At 34.3% G+C, this 15,194-nt stretch carries 14 protein-coding genes, 1 riboswitch and 1 other annotated feature; of the genes, 2 read left to right on the forward strand and 12 right to left on the reverse strand.

The genetic code is table 11. From position 1 onward, the window contains the following. The first annotated feature begins 168 nt into the window (after positions 1–168). Positions 169–288: a DUF4044 domain-containing protein gene (locus EKM79_RS08175; protein ID WP_125567734.1), complete on the forward strand. Its 120-nt coding sequence runs from the start codon at positions 169–171 to the stop codon at positions 286–288. A 46-nt stretch (positions 289–334) separates the two neighbouring features. Here EKM79_RS08175 and thiT read toward each other — a convergent pair whose 3' ends face one another. From thiT to EKM79_RS08235, 12 genes are all read right to left on the reverse strand, one after another. After that, positions 335–919, reverse strand: coding sequence for an energy-coupled thiamine transporter ThiT (gene thiT, locus EKM79_RS08180; protein ID WP_125567736.1), 585 nt, complete (start codon positions 917–919; stop codon positions 335–337). A 49-nt stretch (positions 920–968) separates the two neighbouring features. Further along, a riboswitch (TPP riboswitch) is annotated at positions 969–1,067 on the reverse strand. A gap of 26 nt (positions 1,068–1,093) precedes the next feature. Next, a complete protein-coding gene (minD, locus tag EKM79_RS08185) occupies positions 1,094–1,894 on the reverse strand; it encodes a septum site-determining protein MinD (protein WP_125567738.1) in 801 nt (266 codons plus the stop codon). A 2-nt stretch (positions 1,895–1,896) separates the two neighbouring features. Continuing rightward, entirely contained in the window at positions 1,897–2,559 is a 663-nt protein-coding gene (locus EKM79_RS08190; protein ID WP_125567740.1) for a septum site-determining protein MinC, read from the reverse strand. After that, positions 2,556–3,098 carry a rod shape-determining protein MreD gene (gene mreD, locus EKM79_RS08195; RefSeq protein WP_125567742.1) on the reverse strand — a complete coding sequence of 181 codons (543 nt, stop codon included), beginning with the start codon at positions 3,096–3,098 and terminating at the stop codon, positions 2,556–2,558. The genes EKM79_RS08190 and mreD overlap by 4 nt, the downstream gene beginning before the upstream one ends. Beyond that, a complete protein-coding gene (mreC, locus tag EKM79_RS08200) occupies positions 3,098–3,961 on the reverse strand; it encodes a rod shape-determining protein MreC (RefSeq protein ID WP_125567744.1) in 864 nt (287 codons plus the stop codon). Before mreC ends, mreD begins: the two co-directional genes overlap by 1 nt. 42 nt (positions 3,962–4,003) lie before the next feature. Next, positions 4,004–5,005: a rod shape-determining protein gene (locus EKM79_RS08205; RefSeq protein WP_125567746.1), complete on the reverse strand. Its 1,002-nt coding sequence runs from the start codon at positions 5,003–5,005 to the stop codon at positions 4,004–4,006. A gap of 93 nt (positions 5,006–5,098) precedes the next feature. Beyond that, positions 5,099–5,734: a RadC family protein gene (gene radC / locus EKM79_RS08210; RefSeq protein WP_246005655.1), complete on the reverse strand. Its 636-nt coding sequence runs from the start codon at positions 5,732–5,734 to the stop codon at positions 5,099–5,101. Between the two features lie 11 nt (positions 5,735–5,745). Continuing rightward, on the reverse strand, positions 5,746–6,996 hold the full coding sequence (locus tag EKM79_RS08215; protein ID WP_125567750.1) for a bifunctional folylpolyglutamate synthase/dihydrofolate synthase: 1,251 nt from the start codon (positions 6,994–6,996) through the stop codon (positions 5,746–5,748). 62 nt (positions 6,997–7,058) lie between these two features. After that, entirely contained in the window at positions 7,059–9,707 is a 2,649-nt protein-coding gene (locus EKM79_RS08220; protein WP_125567752.1) for a valine--tRNA ligase, read from the reverse strand. A 36-nt stretch (positions 9,708–9,743) separates the two neighbouring features. Beyond that, positions 9,744–9,936 (reverse strand) — a binding site (T-box leader). Between the two features lie 41 nt (positions 9,937–9,977). Next, positions 9,978–11,195, reverse strand: coding sequence for a tRNA uracil 4-sulfurtransferase ThiI (gene thiI, locus EKM79_RS08225; RefSeq protein ID WP_125567754.1), 1,218 nt, complete (start codon positions 11,193–11,195; stop codon positions 9,978–9,980). A 9-nt stretch (positions 11,196–11,204) separates the two neighbouring features. Next, positions 11,205–12,350, reverse strand: coding sequence for a cysteine desulfurase family protein (locus EKM79_RS08230; RefSeq protein WP_125567756.1), 1,146 nt, complete (start codon positions 12,348–12,350; stop codon positions 11,205–11,207). A 78-nt stretch (positions 12,351–12,428) separates the two neighbouring features. Next, the gene (locus tag EKM79_RS08235) at positions 12,429–14,117 is read right to left on the reverse strand and encodes a septation ring formation regulator EzrA (protein WP_125567758.1); all 1,689 of its coding nucleotides are present in this window, start codon (positions 14,115–14,117) and stop codon (positions 12,429–12,431) included. A 321-nt stretch (positions 14,118–14,438) separates the two neighbouring features. On the opposite strand from EKM79_RS08235, the gene rpsD reads away from it, so the two are divergent. Beyond that, on the forward strand, positions 14,439–15,047 hold the full coding sequence (rpsD, locus tag EKM79_RS08240; RefSeq protein ID WP_125567759.1) for a 30S ribosomal protein S4: 609 nt from the start codon (positions 14,439–14,441) through the stop codon (positions 15,045–15,047). Positions 15,048–15,194 lie beyond the last annotated feature (147 nt).

Raw genomic sequence — 15,194 nt, forward strand, 5'->3', positions numbered from 1 at the left:
TTGTGAAAAATGATACCAATATTTATAAAACGTTTTATTCCTTGATACATCAACATATGTCATGGTGGGGGATATTTCCAAAAACCATGTCTTTTTACCCCTGATTGTTGCATAATTAACCAATGTGAAGTAGTATTTTTGATATATAAAAACTAGGTGGTGGAACGTTTGAACGACGAAAAAAAGCCTAAAAGCACCTTAACAAAAATTACCCAAGTAGTTGTTTGGTTAATGATTTTAGTTACAATCGGTGGAGTAATTCTAGGTTCATTAATGAGCTTCATATGAAAGCAAAAAAATAGTGTAGAGCGAATTTCGCTTCTACACTATTTTTTTAATCTTTAGTAATTATGAATCTTCTAAATATACTACTTAACAAAACAAGCAAAACTAACAACATAATCACGTTAGCAATAAAACTTCCACCATTTATAACCAGCGAATAGATCCAAGGATTCATAGTCTTTGGTGCATAAGCTCCCCAGTAAATACCACCAGCTATAAAATGTAGAAAGTATTTAACCAAAAAGCCTAATCCTGAATACAAAATAATTAATCCTAAAGGATTTTTATTATCTTCAATTCTATTCTTTACTTGAATGCTTCCTAGTCCTACCAATCCAACGGCCGCAAATGCCAAAGGATATTCAACTAACCCTTGTAATGGATTTAAAAATCCTCCACTGCTAAAGCCCTTTAAAATTAAATCTAAAATACCCCAAACAAATCCAGCTGTAAGTCCAGGTTTTAATCCTCGTCTCAATGCATAAATTGCCATAGGAATCAATCCATATTCAACTTGAATCGACGAAACCCCTAAATCGTGTGGTACAAATGACAGTGCTTGTGCGGCTGCAACTATAATTGCCCCCTCAGTTAGCACCACCAAGCTATTAGTTTTAGACATTTCTTTAGCCATAAAAAAACTCCCTTCTGATTTTAAGTCATCACAAGAGAGTTCGAGTTAATATACTTGAACAACACTATCCCTACGCATGTATTAGCATAACAGGTTTAAAGGGTCTGAACTTAATCACTCTCAGCCACTGGCTCCCCCTGTGTTGACTATTAATATAAACATATTGTAACATTATTATTTTTTTCTACCAAATACTCTGCTAAAAAAGCCTATCTTTTTTTCATCATTAAAAATATCTAATGGTATGCTTTCACCCAACATACGATGTGCAATATTACGATAACTATGACCGGCATCGCTATTTTTATCGGAAATAACTGTTCTTCCTGCATTCGAAGCCGCAATCACTTCATCTTCATCGATAACAACTCCTAATAAAGGAATTCTCAAATGATTGACAATATCATCAATACGCATAGAGGTTCCTTCATTGATCATATTTTTACGAACACGATTAATAATTAAATGCGGTGTTATTGGCATTTTCATACTTTCCAAAATTCCAACCACACGATCAGCGTCACTTACTGAAGCTAATTCCGGATTTGTAACTACTATTGCTCCATCTGCAACGGTTACTGCATTTTGGAATCCATACTCAATACCAGCTGGACAGTCAATCATTACAAAATCGAATCTTTGCTTTAAGTAGGTCACAATTCTTCTTACAGAATCCTGATCTAAGACATATTTATCCGCGAATTGTGATGCGGCCAATAAATACAAATTGTCTTCAAATCTCGGATCACGAACTAACGCTTGTGATAAGACAACTCTATTCTGTGCCACATCAACAATATCGTAAACAATGCGATTTGTTAGTCCCAATACAGCATCTAAATTTCTAAGACCTATATCCAAGTCAACCATGCAAACTTTTTTGCCGAGACTTGCTAAGACGGAACTAATATTGGCAGTTGTTGTTGTTTTACCAACACCACCTTTACCAGACGTTACAACAATAGATATCCCCATAACTAAACCGTCCTTTTTCTAGAATTACTCATAACCTCTTTATAATCTTGTAAATCATTAACACTAATAGAATGCATGTCGTCAATGTATGCAAATTGACGGCTATGAAGTTTGTCCGCGTTCTCGTCAGTAACTATTTCTATAACATCAGCTATACGAAGTTGAGCTGCATGTTTCAAATTTCCAAAAATTGCGGCACTAGTATTGTCTGGAAAACCGGCTTGGACAATTCCATTTACTTTTCCAAGTATATAAACTGAACCATTTGTGCTGATTTGAGCTCCTTCATGGAGTACGCCAAGAAATAAAACGTCACCTTCGAACTCTAATTTTTGACCACTTCTAACAATACCAGTCTCTATATTCATTTTATTAGCTTTTAAAAGCTCTGATACTTCAAGCTTAGATTCGACTTCAGAAATAATATCTTTGATTTCAATTTGAGGATACTCAGTAAAAGTTTTCTTAACTTCTTTTATTTGAGCATCAGTTAAAAGACGATTTCCTGTCTTAATAGTAAATTGAATAACATCATCGTCGACAGATCCAATATTCTGTTTGAGAATTAATTCTTTTAAGTCTTTCAACGCTTGCTGAAAATCACTCTCATCGTTAATGATTACAACATACCCCTCTTTACTACCCTTAAGAGTAACGTTGCTCATTTACTATCCCTCCTATATTTAACCAACCAGTCACTTAAGTTTGCCAAAGGAACATAAATCACAAAAAATAAAATCATATTCCAAAGCAATGTTGGTCCCAATACATAAGTTATAAAATCAAAAACATTAGTATTTGTTTGTTGAAGTAATCTTTCTAGTACATAAATACCAGATTGTAAAAATGTCAAAGCTAAAAAGTAAATAGATAATTCATAGCCCATATTTGCTTTTACAAACAAAAATTTAAAATGATCAATACCTACCATAATAAGTGGCAAAAGGACAGTGTACAATCCAATTATTCCATAGTAATACGAATCGTATACTAAACCAAAAATAATACCATACGCCAATAATTGACGTCTGTTATCTATCCTCATAGTTATCAATACGATTGCCATTAACATGATTTGAGGTAAAATCATAAAATCTCCGGTATTCATGTTATTCAAGAATGCCCACTTCATTAGACCGTCTAGGTAAAATGCTAGAATCAAAAACACAACTTGCCCGACGATCTTCCGAGTTTTGATATTCATTATTCTTCACCACTAACCGATGATTTGATAATTGTAACAACAGTAAAGTTTCTTAGCTCAGCTGCTGGAGTTATATATACAGAGTTAGTCATACCATAATTATCTTTTTTAATTCCGTATACTTTACCAATGTATAATCCACGAGGTGTTCTACCACCTAATCCAGATGTAATTATTCGTTGGCCTTTCTTAATGTTCTTTGTAGAGTTAACATTCTCCATAACAAGTTTGCCAGATGCACTATCATAACGACTAACAATACCAGTTATAGCATTATTACCACTGTCTAAGATTTCAGATGCAAATTTGTCATTTAATTCATTATTAGTTGATATTAGTTCAACTTTTGCACTTATTTTATCAACCTCAATAATACGTCCTATCAATCCGTTACCAGACATAACAGGCATATTTTTCTTTAAACCACTAGTTGAACCACGATTTATTGTTAAATAGCTTTGCCAACTGCTTGATGAACGACTCAATACAGATGCATTAACGGTTGTATAATCCGTTAACGTACTATTTAATTTTAATTCTTCTTTTAGTTTCTTATTCTCATCTTGGACAACTTTTAATTTTGCCTGATTTTGGGCTAATTCATCTATTCTTGCCTTCAAATGCTTATTTTCCGTATATGTATTATACAAATCGGAAAATTCTGAAGAAGCGTTCTTAACAGCATTAGTTGGATAGGCAAATATACCCCCAACAACACTAACAACGTCATTCCCCACTTGCTGAACGGCAGGAGGAGTTTCTTTGTTATCGCGAATATTTACAGTTACCGCTAAAAGTCCAAAAGTCACGATAAGAATTACCATTAAAATGATTAACTTTTTGTTTGAAAAAAACTTTTGCATTGCTTCCTCCTACAGTAAACAAAAAAAACGGGATTAACCCGCTTATTTTTGACGACGCATTACATCGATATTTTTAAGTGATTCTCCAGTACCGATGGCTACACAATCTAGTGGGTCTTGAGCAATGAATACAGGTACTCCAGTTGCTTCAGAAATTACTTCTGGCAAATGATGTAACAATGCTCCACCACCAGTAAGTACAATACCATGATCAATTACATCCGCTGCAATTTCAGGAGATGTTTCCTCAAGAGTTTCTTTAATTGTTTCGATTATTTCTTGAACATCTTCATGAATAGCTGTGGCAATGTCTTCACCAGTTAATTGAATTGTCTTTGGAAGACCTGTAACTAAATCTCTACCACGAATTTGCATTGTTTCAAGTTCTTTAGCTTTTTCAATTGAAGCAGAACCTACTTGAATTTTAACATCTTCAGCAGTTCTTTCACCAATTTGTAAGTTGAAGTTTGTCTTAATATAAGCTGAGATAGAGTCATCAAACTTATCACCAGCAACACGAATGGAGCGTGATGAAACGATACCACCAAGTGAAATTGTTGCAACATCAGTAGTACCACCACCAATATCAACAACCATATTACCTGTTGGATCCATAACTGGAAGTCCAGCACCTATGGCTGCGGCGAATGGCTCTTCAATGACATATGCTTCTCTAGCACCAGCATGCTGAGTAGCTTCAATTACAGCTCTTTTTTCAACTTCTGTAACACCACTAGGAACACAAACCATAACTGATGGTTTTGAATTTCCAGCTGTCTTTTCAATGAAATACTTCATCATTGCTGCAGTTGTATCATAATCAGCAATAACACCATCCCTCATAGGACGGATTGCTGAAATACTGCCGGGTGTACGTCCGATCATTTCACGAGCATCGGAACCAACAGCAACGATTTCTCCAGTATTATTGTTCTTTGCAACTACTGATGGCTCGTTCAAAACGATGCCTTTACCTTCGGCATAAACAAGAGTGTTAGCAGTTCCCAAGTCTATTCCTAATTTTTTTGATCCAATACCAAACAATTTATATTCTCTCCTTTAAAGTACACACCACATTTTACGCTATCAAAAATTATATCATACAAAAAGCCAATTTAAAGTAGTCCAAAGACATACCTAAATAATTTTTTCTATTTTCATACTTGAATACGCTTTTTTTGTAACAATTATATGATCAACCAAATTAATTCCTATTAACTGGCAACATTCCAATAGCCTTAAAGAAAAATTTTTATCATTTTCTGAGGGTTCAAGTCGTCCACTAGGATGATTGTGGGCTATAACGACTTGCGTTGCGGACACATACAAGGCTTCTCTAATAATATCCCTAGGATGTACCGTTGCCGCATCAGTTGTCCCAATAAAAATCACTTTTTCATCAATTACATGATAATTATTGTCTAAATAGACAGCAATTAGCTTTTCTTGTGGTGAATTACCTATTTTTTTTATTAAATGCTCGCTTAAGCTCGACATATCAGCAATTTGATCCATTAAAGAATCTGCTTCAAGCTTTCTTTTACCTAATTCAAACGCAGCTAAAATCTTACATGCTTGAGCTATACCAATTCCTTTATAAGCTAATAATTCACTCATAGTAATATTCAAACTTTGTGAATCAAAAACTATCTTATCCGCAAGCTCTACAACATTCTTTCCTTTTGTTCCACGTCCTAATATTACAGCAATTAATTCTTTAGTTTCTAACGATCTAATTCCATTTTTTGTAATTCTTTCTCGTAAGTTTACCATTATAAACTAAATTACGAAAAATATGACTCAAAATCTGAAACTAAATAGAATGAACCTAAAACTAACAATATTTGATTTTTGCTTATTTCCTTCATCAAATTATTTAGACAAGAAAAATGATTCTCAACGTAGACAATATTTGAATATTTTGATAAATCATAATCATTAAGTTTTGCGGCACGCGGCATACTCAAACTAGTTACATAAACTTTTTTTGTATTATCAGTCAGAAAATCTAAAATATCATGACGATCTTTATCTTTCATTCCTGCATACATAATAATTATATCTTTATTAGGCTCATTTGTTGTTAAAGAATTGATTAAATTCTTAATTGCAGCTAAATTATGTGCTCCATCAAGTATGACTAAAGGATTTTTATTGACAATTTGTAGTCTCGCCATAATTTTATGATTATCTATCTGAGAAACAATTTGTTGCAAATCATAGTTTTCCTTATACTTTTCTTGATAACACATGAATGTTTGAATGGCTATACATGCATTTATGGCCGTTGTTTTTTCAATACCTTTAATTTTGACTGGAACTTCATCAAATTCAAAAGTAATTTCAAAATCATTAATTTTCAGATTATCAATATTAAATCCGTGATTATACTCATAAACTGAACTGTTCAACGAATGTGCTTGTTCCAAAACAATTCCACGCACTGAGTCTTGTAAAAAGCCAGTAACTAAAGGTGTATGTTCCTTGATGATTCCTGCTTTTTCGACAGCTATGTCTTGAATAGTCGGACCAATCAATTGTTCATGATCCATTGCAATTGAAGTAATGACTGAAACGTCAGGAGTAATAACATTAGTTTTATCATGCTTTGCACCAATGCCAACTTCAATTATAGCTACATCGACGCGATCTCTAAAATATAAAAAGCCCATGCAAGTTACAAATTCAAACTCCGATAATGTATTCAAATCAATCTTATCTATTATGTAATTTACAAGCTGTAATAAGTCACTATCACTTATCATTGTATGATTTACTTGAATTCGCTCATTAAAAACTTTTATAAATGGTGATGTAAACATACCGACACGTTGTCCATTTGCCTCAAATAAATTTGAGAGATAATTACAGACAGTCCCTTTTCCATTCGTTCCTGTAACATGTATTGTTGGATAATCATTTTGAGGATTACCGAGTTTATTCAACGCATCCTTGATGCGATCCAACTTATTGGTACGATGAAATTTCGGTAACGCATGAATATATTCTACCGCTTCTTGATAACTATTAAGCATTATCTTACCTTCTTAAACAAAAAAAGAGGGAGACAAATAAATGTCCTTCCCCCATTATTTAATTATTTATTAGCTTTTAATTGTTCAATACGTTGTTTGATTTTAGCTTGTTTAGCTTGATAATCAGCCAACTTTTCTTTTTGTTCAGAAACAACCTTTTCAGGTGCTTTTTCAACAAAACCTTTATTAGACAATTTCTTGTCTAAACGGCTTATCTCTTTATCCATCTTAGCTGATTCCTCTTCTTGACGTGCAATTTCTTCATCAAGATCAATCAATTCAGCCAATGGAATATAAACTTCAGTTCCATTTGTTACTGCTGTCATAGCCAATGCTGGAGCTTTCAAATCTGTTTCAACTTTTAGCTCCTTAGGATGTAAGAATCTATCCACATATTCAGTATTATTCAAAACAACATCTTTAATTTCGTCATTTTGTGGCTTAATAAGAATATCAACAGCCTTTGACAATGGAGCGTTAGCTTCAAGACGAATCTTTCTAACTGACTTAATTAAATCAATTAGAATATCCATATCATTCATGGCTTTTTCATCTTTAAATTCATCATGATTTTCAGGATATGATGCTAATGAAATTGACTTACCATTATGAGGCATTGATAGCCAAATCTTTTCTGTAACAAATGGCATGATTGGATGCATAAGCTTCAATATCTTATCTAAAACATAAGTTAAGACCATTCTCTTTTGATCCTTAGCATCTCCATCCTCACCAGTAAGGGTAGCTTTACTCATTTCGATGTACCAATCACAGAAATCATTCCAGATAAAGTTATATAGATTACGACCAACTTCACCAAATTCAAATTTATCCATCAATCGATTAACTTCATTAACGGTACTATTTAACTTAGCCAAAATCCATTTATCCGATAGGTCATAATGAGTTACCTTAGACAAGTCATCCATAGCCGGTGTCTTATCATCAAGATTCATAATAACAAAACGACTAGCATTCCAAATCTTATTAATAAAGTTCCAAGCTGAATCCATCTTATCATAGCTGAAACGTGTATCTTGACCTGGGGTTGAACCATTCATCAAGAACCAGCGCAATGCATCAGCACCGTACTTCTCGATAACATCCATTGGATCAATACCATTTCCCAATGACTTACTCATCTTACGACCTTGTTCATCACGAATTAATCCGTGAATAACAACGTGCTCAAATGGACGTTTTCCAGTAAACTTCAAACTTTGGAAAATCATTCTTGATACCCAGAAGAAAATAATGTCATAACCAGTAACTAGAGTATCTGTTGGGAAATAACGTTTGAAATCGTCAGAATTTTCATCTGGCCATCCCATTGTTGAAAATGGCCATAAGGCACTAGAGAACCAAGTATCTAGAACATCACTTTCTTGTGTCCAATTTTCAATATCCTTAGGTGCTTCCTCACCGACATACATCTTACCAGTTTCTTTGTTATACCAAGCTGGAATTTGGTGTCCCCACCATAATTGACGTGAAATAACCCAATCATGAACATTGTCCATCCATTGTTTGAATGTATCCTCAAAACGGTCAGGTACAAAGTTAACCTTATTGTCGCCTTCTTGATTCTTCAAAGCCATTTCTGCAAGTGGCTTCATCTTAACGAACCATTGTGTAGATAATCTTGGTTCCACTTGAGCATTTGAACGCTCAGAATGACCAACACTGTGAACAATTGGCTCAACATTTAACATGTAATCTCCGGCTTCAAGGTCCTTAACAATTGCCTTACGCGCATCAAAACGATCCATACCGTTATACTTGCCAGCATTTTCGTTCATTGTACCGTCAGCATTCATAGTATTTATGCGTTGAAGGTCATGACGATTACCAACTAAGAAATCATTAGGGTCGTGAGCCGGTGTGATTTTAACCATACCAGTACCGAACTCTTTATCAACATAATGGTCAGTTATAATTGGAACTTTACGATCAACTAGTGGAACGATTACTTCCTTACCAACAATGTCCTTATATCTCTCATCACTTGGATTAACAGCAATTGCAATATCACCAAACATTGTCTCAGGACGTGTTGTAGCAATTTCAATATAACCTGAACCATCGGCATATGGATACTTAACGTGATAGAATGCACCTTTATCATCTTTATGGATAACTTCAATATCTGAAAGTGCTGTTTGAAGTTCTGGATCCCAGTTGATGATGTATTCACCACGATATATTAGACCTTCATTGTATAGCTTAACAAAGACTTTACGTACCGCTTTTGATAATCCTTCATCCAATGTAAATCTTTCACGTGAATAATCTAATGAAAGTCCTAATTTACCCCATTGAGATTTGATAATTGAAGCAAACTCGTCTTTCCACTTCCAAACTTCATCAACAAACTTTTCGCGTCCAAGATCATATCTTGAAATACCTTGCTCACGTAATTTTGCTTCAACTTTGGCTTGTGTAGCAATACCAGCATGATCCATACCTGGTAAATACAAAGTGTCATATCCTTGCATACGCTTGTAACGAATTAATGTATCTTGAATTGTAGTATCCCATGCGTGTCCTAAATGCAACTTACCAGTAACATTTGGTGGTGGGATAACAATTGAATAAGGCTTTGCTTTTTTATCACCAGAAGGCTTGAAGACATCTTCATCAAGCCATGCTTGATAACGACCTTCTTCGACTTCTTTTGGATTATATTTAGTATCCATGTCGATTTCTCTCATAAATTTTCCTCCATAAAATAAAAAAGCACCCGTCCATAATAGGACGAATGCTCGCGGTACCACCTAAATTGAGAATCTACGTATAGATTCTCCTCTCTACAGATAACGGTGGCCCGATCAAAATTTTGATAGCTCACAGGTAACAATTAAATCTCCCGACTGTACACTTCTCAGCTAACATGTACTCTCTGAAGTCGCTAGACTTAACACTCCCGCTCAAAGCTGTTGATTTGATGATAAAACATATTTCACAAAACGTCAATTATAAATTTATAGCAAATTGCCTATATCTTCTTGTTGTTGTTCCATGAAGTGGTCACCATGTTCAATTGTTGTAATCTTAACCCCAGCCAATGAACGTCCAATCAATCCATCAATATCAAGAGAGCTTTCAAACTTACGTGTCTTTTCAATATTTGGACGAGTCTTAGGACTTGGTGGAGCAAAAACAGTACAACAGTCTTCGAATGGCTGAATAGATAGATTGAATGTATCAATATTTTCAGCCAATCTGATAATTTCTGTTTTATCCATTGTAGCAACAGGACGCAAAATTGGTGTAGTTGTAACATCATTAATTGCTGCCATACTTTCAAGCGTTTGAGATGCCACTTGTCCAACAGCCTCACCATTAAAAATTGCTAACCCATTTTCCTTTTCACGTAGTAAATCAGTTAACCTTAACATGAAACGACGTTGAATGGTCATTAAGTATCCTTCTGGAACTGATGACTTGATGGTTTCTTGAATTTCTGCAAAGGGAACTTCAATAAACTTGATATTACCACCAAAAACCGTCAACTTACTTGTTAATTCTTTAGCCTTATTCAAAGCTTGTTCTGAAGTATATGGTGGACTAAAGAAATGAACCATTTCAATATCTACCCCGCGCTTCATTGCCAAGTAACCAGCGACAGGCGAATCAATTCCACCAGACAGCATAAGCATTGCCTTACCAGCTGTTCCGACCGGCAATCCACCAGCACCTTTAATAGTCAAGTATGATAAGTAAATGCCATACTGACGCACTTCAACTGAAATTTTAATATCAGGACGTTTCATCTCAACATCAATTCCAGGAAATTCATCACAGATTGCATCCCCAAGTTGTAAATTAACTTGGTTAGTATCTAGCTTATAAGTATGATCTGAACGCTTTGTCCCAACCTTAAAGCTCATGCCCGGCTTATATGCCTCGTGCATCATTTCAATAGCTTTCGCTTTTACATCTTCGAAATCTTTTGAGACTTTAACACTCAAAGAAAAAGTTTGAATACCAAAAACATTCTTTAGTTTCTCCATAATTGGCTGAGCATTTTCACCATTCAATTGAATGTGTAGGCGGTCACGATGTGGTCTCATTACTAGATTAGGGTAATCCTTTAAAACTTTAGCAACATTTCCGTGTAAACGATCAATGAAGCTTTTACGATTTTTACCCTTCGTTGACAATTCGCCGTAACGAACCATGATTTCAGTATATTCCATTAAATTCTCCTAGTTTAAAATTTGGAAATGTTCATGTATTTCATCCAAATTTTTAATAAATTCTTTCATTTCTGATTCTGTATTATTTTCGTCCAAACTAACACGAACGGCACTTGTAGCAATCTTTTCAGGAGTACTCATAGCCTTCAAAGTACTAGACTCAAGTCCCTTCTTTGATGAGCAAGCACTTGTTGTCGAAATAAAGATATTACGATCTTCAAAAGTATGAACAACTGTTTCTCCACGAACACCATCAATCGTAAAACAAATAATATGTGGAGCAAAATCATCAGTCACTTTTGAGAAAACATGTGTATTAGGCAAGCTTTGAATATGATTGATCAACTCTGTCTTAAGCTTGATCATCTTATCAGCCTTTTGAGCTTCATTTTCTTTTAACAGACGCAAAGCTCGTGCCATTGCAGCAATAGCTGGTGTATTTTCAGTACCACTTCTAAGATTTTTCTCTTGGCCACCACCAGCCATAAGAGGTTCTAATTGTTTTCCTGACTTCATATAAATAAAGCCAATTCCACGTGGAGCATGGAATTTATGTCCTGAAAATGTATAGAAGTCCACACGTGGATCGATAAACTTATCTTCGATGTTCTTACCAATGGCTTGTGTACCATCAACGTGATAGCTAATATTCGGATAATTATCCAAAACACGAGCCATTTCGTGAATAGGTTGAATTGAACCGATCTCATTGTTAACGGCCATTGTTGAAACCAAAATAGTATCATCTCTAATGGCATTCTTCAAATCTTCTGCACTGACATGACCAGTTTTATCAACTGGTAAATAAGTAACATCGTAACCTAATTCTTCTAATTGGTGCATCGAATTCATTACTGAAGGATGTTCAATTGAAGTTGTAATAATATGCTTACCAAATTCACGCTTCTTAAAAGCAGTTCCCTTAATAATCCAATTATTACCTTCAGTTCCACCACTAGTGAAAACCACTTCATAAGGCTTAAAGCCCATTAGTTCAGCAATTTGTTTACGTGATGTTTCAAGCAATTCATATGCCTTTAATCCCAATTTATGCAAACTCGAAGGATTACCAAAATAATTCAAACTAGCAGCATTATATGTATCGAGAACTGTTTTCTCGATTTTCGTTGTAGCACTATTATCAAAATAAATCATATTTTTTCCCACCAAAATAAAAAGGCCTTGAAGGCCTTAATTTTTTTACTATCTTATAAGATAACGCAAAATGCATATTTATGCATTAATTGTTTCTTTAATTCTTTTAACCGATCCAGCCTCAACACGTTCTAATGCTGCAGAAATTGTTTCGACCGACTCACTATATTCATAATCATTATCAAATAAAGCACGAGCTCTAATTAGTTGATCAGCAAAATCAGCATCTTTATCAGCATATCGATTTGCATATTGTAATAACTTTTCAGCTAATTTAACATTCATCTTCAAATCAGTTGTTTTCTGAACAAGATTCTCAAGATCCTCTTGAGTTACAATTACTTGCTTACTTATATCTTCCATATTGATTTGATCAGCATCTAATTCATTATAAAGCTTTGTAATTTCATCATAAACCATATAAAAGTAATCTAAGTAATCATCAGGCAGCCCGTTAAGACGTAATTGCTCAACAACCTTTTTTTGAATTTCCAGCCGTTTGGCGTACTTATCCACACTATTACGAGCAATTTGTTCACTAGAAATCATTTGATTAAAGTTATCATTAATTGCTTTTTCACTAGATTCGATATCATCCAATTGGTGAACTATTTCTTTGAAATCATTCTCAGCATGGGAGAATATCGCATTTTTATCGGCAATATCTTGAACATCTTGATCGTACTTAGTCCTAATTCCATTTAATGCTACAAGATTATCTTTGAATTTTTTCAAATCATCTTCAGCTAAAATATAGTTTCTATTCAGCTTTTGAATTCTGCTATCTAATCGATTGTGTTGAAATTTAGCATGATTGATATAATCTAATACTGGTTTTTGTTGTTTCAAAACACCTTGTTTTGCTTCGATTTCAATAGTCAAGACGTCATAAAGATGATCAATACTTTGGCGAATTTCTTCATTAATATTATTCACACGATCAAAATTCAATTCACCCAATTCAGAATCAGCTAAATCCAAACTATTCTGAACATCTTTAATTAATGACTCTACGTCATCATCAAAATTGAATTTTTGATTAATGAGTTTTTGATATACAGAACTAATTTCTTCAATTTGTCCTGGAAATACATCACTTAATTCGTGGTGCAAAGGTTCAATAACTTTTAACTGATCAGTTATGAGTCCTAATTTAATTTTGACATCATCCAAATACTGACTAGCCTCAATATGATCTCCCTTGTCAGTAAGTTGCGTTTCCTTATCTAACAAACCAGCAATTTCAGTCAATTCATCTTCTAATTTGTCAGCAGCATTACCGTAATTAAATGATTGCGTCAAAATCTTTTTACGTAAATCTTCGTATGTCTGCTGAAGAGCTTCGCTTTGAGTAGCGTTCAATTCATCACTCTTAGATAGTTCATCTAATTCTTCAGATATAGCGTCAAGTTTTTCTTTCAATCCATTTAAAGATTGATCAACCTGCTTTAGCTGCTTTGAAGAACTAAACACTCTAAATTGAGTATTTTTATATTCAGATCCACGAATTTCGCGCAAAATAGACGGAACAACTTCATTTAATTGTTCTTGATACTCAGACTTGAGCTTTCTAAACTGCTCACGACTGGCACCTGCAAGTTTCATTTCTTCTAATTTCTTTAATTTATCATTCAATCTGTCTTCTTTTAATTCATCAGTACGTTCCTTATACGAATTAAGAGTAGCTGCGTTTTTCTTTTGCAAAAACCACATATACCATAGGAAAACTAAGATCAAAACAATTATTCCAATAATTATTGTCGACACTTTAACACCCCTAATGATGATTCATATCATATAACTTGAATTATACCAGAGAACAACCTTACAATTTATTTTAATAGTTTTTCATAATAAAGTTTTAAATATTAGCCTAAAAATTTCTTTTGACTTTGGTCGTCAATCAAGTTACACTACTCTTTGTGTAAAATATGCAGCAAAGAGCGGCAAGAACGTCAACAGTTATCGACATATTTGTTCAATTAGTAACCCACAGCTGCATGTGGTGAAAATTGTAGCGATAACTGCACGAATGCTAAACTCTTGTTAATTATTTTACTCCATACAAATTTTTGGAGGAATTTATTTATGTCTAGATATACAGGACCTCGTTGGAAATTATCACGTCGTTTAGGAATCTCACTTTCAGGTACAGGTAAGGAAATCGCTCGTCGTAACTATGCTCCTGGTCAACATGGACCAAACAGTCGTCGTAAGATTTCAGAATACGGTCAACAATTAACAGAAAAGCAAAAGCTACGTTTCATGTATGACGTTAACGAACGTCAATTCCGTAACTTGTTCTTGCGTGCTGGTAAACTTGACGGTATCCACGGTGTTAACTTGATGGTTCTTCTTGAATCACGTCTTGACAACATGGTTTATAGATTAGGTCTTGCAAGTTCACGTCCACAAGCTCGTCAACTTGTAAACCATGGTCATATTACTGTTGATGGCAAACGTGTTGATATTCCATCATACGAAGTTCAAATCGGTCAAAAGATTAGCCTTCGTGAAAAATCAAAGGATTTAGCTATTGTTAAAGCTAACCTTGAAAATGTTGTTGGTCGTCCTGGTTTTGTTTCATTTGATGAAGACACAATGACAGGTTCATTAGTACGTAACCCAGAACGTGACGAACTAGAACCAAATATTGATGAATCACTAGTTGTTGAATACTACAACCAAATCCTTTAATATTTATCAAAACATTCACCTCGTGTGGATGTTTTTTTATTTATACAAACAAAGAGGCTGCGGATTATTTTGAAGTGCCCTACAATTGTTAGACAAGAAATCTAACGATTGTAGGGCATTTTTTATGACAAAATATGATCCAATCTT

The organism is Companilactobacillus insicii (assembly GCF_003946015.1).
GTDB classification, from domain to species: Bacteria; Bacillota; Bacilli; order Lactobacillales; family Lactobacillaceae; genus Companilactobacillus; species Companilactobacillus insicii.

What these genes read in the sequence shown, in the direction of transcription:
- thiT (WP_125567736.1), bottom strand. Translation starts at nt 919, where the DNA reads ATGGCTAAAGAAATGTCTAAAACTAATAGCTTGGTGGTGCTAACTGAG.
- EKM79_RS08220 (WP_125567752.1), bottom strand. Translation starts at nt 9,707, where the DNA reads ATGAGAGAAATCGACATGGATACTAAATATAATCCAAAAGAAGTCGAA.
- EKM79_RS08230 (WP_125567756.1), bottom strand. Translation starts at nt 12,350, where the DNA reads ATGATTTATTTTGATAATAGTGCTACAACGAAAATCGAGAAAACAGTT.
- minD (WP_125567738.1), bottom strand. Translation starts at nt 1,894, where the DNA reads ATGGGGATATCTATTGTTGTAACGTCTGGTAAAGGTGGTGTTGGTAAA.
- mreD (WP_125567742.1), bottom strand. Translation starts at nt 3,098, where the DNA reads ATGAATATCAAAACTCGGAAGATCGTCGGGCAAGTTGTGTTTTTGATT.
- EKM79_RS08215 (WP_125567750.1), bottom strand. Translation starts at nt 6,996, where the DNA reads ATGCTTAATAGTTATCAAGAAGCGGTAGAATATATTCATGCGTTACCG.
- rpsD (WP_125567759.1), top strand. Translation starts at nt 14,439, where the DNA reads ATGTCTAGATATACAGGACCTCGTTGGAAATTATCACGTCGTTTAGGA.
- radC (WP_246005655.1), bottom strand. Translation starts at nt 5,734, where the DNA reads ATGGTAAACTTACGAGAAAGAATTACAAAAAATGGAATTAGATCGTTA.
- mreC (WP_125567744.1), bottom strand. Translation starts at nt 3,961, where the DNA reads ATGCAAAAGTTTTTTTCAAACAAAAAGTTAATCATTTTAATGGTAATT.
- EKM79_RS08190 (WP_125567740.1), bottom strand. Translation starts at nt 2,559, where the DNA reads ATGAGCAACGTTACTCTTAAGGGTAGTAAAGAGGGGTATGTTGTAATC.
- thiI (WP_125567754.1), bottom strand. Translation starts at nt 11,195, where the DNA reads ATGGAATATACTGAAATCATGGTTCGTTACGGCGAATTGTCAACGAAG.